This is a genomic window from Flavobacterium caeni (assembly GCF_900101895.1).
GTDB lineage: Bacteria > Bacteroidota > Bacteroidia > Flavobacteriales > Flavobacteriaceae > Flavobacterium > Flavobacterium caeni.
Genome location: NZ_FMVF01000044.1, coordinates 1 through 4,314, shown reverse-complemented (window position 1 = coordinate 4,314; position 4,314 = coordinate 1). Strand labels below are relative to the sequence as shown.

Genomic DNA, 4,314 nt, shown 5'->3' with positions numbered 1-4,314 from the left:
CATATGAAAAATAACGACAAAGATTGGATAAGGAAGTGGATTCTGCGCGATCATTTCCGGGTTTCCCTCGGCGTTTTCGTGCAACGTTAGGCCGCCAGCCGCAGTAGCGTCAGAGCGGACTGAGTTCTCTCTGCCGAAGATAAACTTTATTCGTGAACAGCAATTTCCGGCTACCGAAAAACCAGCTATTGCGGCTGGCGGCGGTTATGGGCAGGTTTAATTAGTTTCCTTTACTTGTTGTAAATATTTAATTAATCCTCGAAGAATATTTTTATACAAATCACTCCAAGTTAGCCAACCCATGTTTTCAGAAACTTTCTCAATAGATTCAACTTTTATCCCATTTAGACTTTCGGTTAAAGGTTTTAGACTTTTTCGCCGACCATATTTGTAGTATTTAAACCACCATGCACTTTTCCATTTTTTTGGAGATTTATTAAGCGCATTTTCTTTGCTCTTCTTTTCTCTAGTATATTTCAGAAGCATATCGGGTGGAGCAATATCTAAAAAGATAAAATAGAATTCCCTATTCTTACATTCCTCGCAACCCAAGCCAACACGGAGCTTTCGTGCGATTTGGTCATGAGATTTTTTTTCGTCAGCTAAGCTTATTGAACTGTAAAGTTTAGCTTCAATGAAGATCAACTTATCTGGCAATTCGATGCTGGCGTCAACTTCCGTGCTTTCTTTTTTATTTATTTCTACCGAATATTTTTTACCAACAAAAATTTGAATTTCCTTTTCAGAGTATTTATTTGCAGAAAAGCTAAAATTACATTTGCCTTCGTATGAATCTTCAAGTATTTCATCTAGAGCAGCGATTTTCAAATCTAAAGGCAAATGTGACAAAGCCTCAAAACAACTCCAAGTTAGTGCGTCTTCACTATTTGGACTTATGGAATTTCTAACTTTATGTTTCATCCCATTATAGTCTGAATCAATAAAGTTTCGAAAAACTTCTTCTCTACCTTTAATAATTATGTGATTACGCTCAGGATTAGAATATAAATATTTCATGTGTAATTGAGTTTCAATTCAATGTTGTTTTTATTCGGTTTCGTCCGGAAAACTTGCCCATAACGTTAGGCCGCTTCACGACGTTGCCGGCGGAGCGAACTGAGTTCTCTCTGCCGAAGATAATATTTCTTCGTGAAACCGCAACTTCCGGCGACCAAAAACCCGGCAATGGCTTGAAACGGCGGTTAGGCGAATCACTAGTTCGTTAATCGACCATTAATAATTAAATTAAATATACAAACCGGCACAACAAATGTAAAAAAAATGATTAGCATTGTTATCAATATGTCCAAACAGCCTCTACCGTTTTTTATATTGTCTCCTTGTCTAATTGAATTAAAATTTCTTTTATTAATCAGTAGCGATATTAGATTCATTAGATGGAGAATGAAAATAAGATTTGTTGGTATGAAGTAGACAGAGGTTTGTACAGAAAAGCTAAAATATTTTATGTCCAGACAAGTGCCAACCAATGCAAATATTATTGTCACTAATATTGTGTATGATAAATATTTCAGATTAAATAACTTTTTATAAAATCGTTTCTCATCGTAATAATTTCCCCAAATTGTATAGAATACAAACAGTAAACTTATAATAAATCCGATCTGTTGAATTTTTGTCATTTCGTTGTGTGGTTCGCCTAACGTTTCGCCGGTAAGCGAAGTCGCTGACCAAAGCGAAGCGGAGTTCGCTCGGCCAAGATAAAACTTTCTACGTGAAAACAAACGTTCAACAAACAGATTTTCAGCGATTTTGCTTACCGGCTGTTGGCAGAAGTGACTATTGGCTTTGAATAACAATTTTTCTATTTGCAACTAACACATTGCTATCAAATAATTGGAGATTGTAAACGCCATCCGTTAAATTCCCTCTATTCACAATTATTCGTCTGCCATTTTTGTTTTTCAATTCCATGACTAATTGACCAACGGAATTGAAAATCTTTACAGATCCGTTTTTTAAGTGCTCCTTTAACTCGATTGTAGTTTCAATGGTCAAGGGGTTTGGGAACAATTTTATGTCCGAGCTAATTTTGTTATTTGTGTTTATTTTTAAAAGGTTTTCACAATCTACGTTCAAAGCGCTATAAATATTTATATCATTTTGAAAATTGCAACTTAAAGTTACCGTTGGTTCCGAAAGAACAATATGTGATATTAATGGATGACCAAGTGAACCAATTCCCTCAACCCAATATTCACTACCAAGTACCGAATTTAGTAATATTGTTTTTCTCGTACCATCATTTACAGAAATCTCCGAAACAGATGTGACGGTATACGTTATTCCATTTTCAAAGGTTATGGTGTCAGAAACTTCTAGACTAAAGTCAAAAACGACAACATCATTGCCTTCTAAATATTGAAATACTTTTTTGGTATTGACATCTTCCCTAAAATATAAATCTTGTTGGTAAACTGGATCATATATTTTTAGATAAGTAAAAGAGCCAATTGTCACTTCGTTTCCTCCGCTAATAATATCGAAATACGGTTCAGGCCCAATAAAGGGATAAACACGAATTATCCACTTTGGATTATTGAGCATTGGATGATATTCAGCCTTAGTAGCCCAAATATTTACAAACAGGAACAAATAGATTAAAGTTTTCTTCATGTGTACGATGTTTTTCTGTCATTTCTGCCAACGTTCCCTGTATTTGCGCTGGAGCGGAAATGGGAGCAGAGTATTCTCTGCTAAGATAAAGCTTTCTTGGTTTAGAAAAACATTCAACTTACTGAAAACCAGCTCTAGCGTAAATACAGTGTTAGCGGCTGGTTTCGTATTCCATTAGACTATTTTGAATTTTACTTCAGTTTCAATTTCCATTTCTTTGAATTTCTCTACTAAACTTTTCAATATTCTGTTTGAATATAGCAGCATAAAACTTTCTTCTGAATCTTTTGATTTGACTACTAAGTAATTTCCGGCACCGATTCTGGATGTCGATTGTATAAAACTAACGTTCTGAATTTCTTTTTTTGCAAACTTTCTATTTCGTTTAAAAATAAAACAAGGTCGATGTATTACTAAAGAATCTGAATAAACTTGAATTGATTTTAAAGTAAATGAAAATTGAATAATTGCGACTATGATGAAAATAATTCCAATTGAGATTTTTCCTAAATCATTACTTTTATTTTCATAAAAACACAAATAAGAAAGAGGAAGAATGTAAAAGCAACCCAAGATTGATAACATGTATTGAGTCATTCCAATTTTAGTGTCAAATATTAGCATTTTCGTTGTTTTGAGTACATTCTGGGAAACTTGCCGCTAACGTTTCGCGCAGTTACGCAGGAGCGGAAAAGCGAACTGAGTACTCTCTGCCAAGATAAGACTTTCTTCGTGAAGAAAAAACGTCCGGCCACGAAAAACCAGCTCTTGCTTAACTGCGCTGTTATAGGCTGCCGACTCATTTAAATAAAAAAGCCAATCTATTTAGACTGGCTTAATTTGGTACAGGTAAAATATATCTTAGATAACGTTTACATTTACAGCATTTAAACCTTTTTGTCCATTTTCTACGGAGTAGGTTACATTGTCGTTTTCACGTACTGATTCATTTAGACCACTAGCATGTACGAAAACATCTTTATCACCATTGTTTGGAGTGATAAATCCGAAGCCTTTTGCTTCATTGAAAAACTTAATTGTTCCTTCGTTCATAATAAAATATTGTATTAATAATGAAGCAAAGATATGCTTTTATTATTACATTTTTTAAATAATTTTTAAAAATATTATTTCTGCAATATAAATATTTCAATGAAAAATAAAATTTATTGAAATTTTTACAAAGAACTACGGCTAAAACTAGACGGATTTTTCGGTTATATTTTATAGTTTCGAAGCGTAAAATTTTCATATCAGAATTCAAAGTAATCGACTTTAGATTCTGTTGCTCATCGGTTGCCTATAACGTTCCCTGCATTTGCGCAGGAGCGGAAATGGGAGCAGAGTTCCCTCTGCCAAGATACAACTTTCTTGGTTTGAAAAATGTTTCAAGTCACTAAAAACCAGCTCTTGCGTAAATGCAGTGTTGCACGATGACGCCTGGCAAAGTAAATTGATCCAGTTCGGTTTTATATTTCCTTTGTTTATCATTCTCGTTTGGAAGATTTTTCCTGGAAGCCGACAAGAAATTCCTGAAGATAACGACAACGAAACTCCACGAAGATTTTCGGCTAAGAAATTCGCTAAAGATTGGCTGGAAATTTACTCGTTTGCAGCGAACTCTCTGATTTGGATTTCAGCGCAAAGAGAGTCATATGAAAACCTGACAAAGCTCGG

Annotated in this window: 5 protein-coding genes; 1 reads left to right on the top strand and 4 read right to left on the bottom strand. The window is 34.6% G+C overall.

What is annotated here, in order from left to right:
- Window positions 1–216 precede the first annotated feature (216 nt).
- From BLP55_RS16280 to BLP55_RS16260, 4 genes are all read right to left on the bottom strand, one after another.
- Window positions 217–1,017 carry a hypothetical protein gene (locus tag BLP55_RS16280; RefSeq protein ID WP_139149798.1) on the bottom strand — a complete coding sequence of 267 codons (801 nt, stop codon included), beginning with the start codon at window positions 1,015–1,017 and terminating at the stop codon, window positions 217–219.
- Window positions 1,018–1,800: 783 nt separating this feature from the next.
- Complete coding sequence (locus BLP55_RS16270) at window positions 1,801–2,637, bottom strand: T9SS type A sorting domain-containing protein (RefSeq protein WP_091147333.1); 837 nt, start codon at window positions 2,635–2,637, stop codon at window positions 1,801–1,803.
- Between the two features lie 174 nt (window positions 2,638–2,811).
- Entirely contained in the window at window positions 2,812–3,261 is a 450-nt protein-coding gene (locus BLP55_RS16265; protein ID WP_091147327.1) for a hypothetical protein, read from the bottom strand.
- A gap of 237 nt (window positions 3,262–3,498) precedes the next feature.
- Window positions 3,499–3,690, bottom strand: a complete 192-nt coding sequence (locus BLP55_RS16260; protein WP_091147324.1) for a cold-shock protein — start codon at window positions 3,688–3,690, stop codon at window positions 3,499–3,501.
- 373 nt (window positions 3,691–4,063) lie between these two features.
- On the opposite strand from BLP55_RS16260, the gene BLP55_RS17225 reads away from it, so the two are divergent.
- Window positions 4,064–4,314: hypothetical protein (locus tag BLP55_RS17225; RefSeq protein WP_211516849.1), on the top strand; the 251-nt coding region annotated here is incomplete at its 3' end.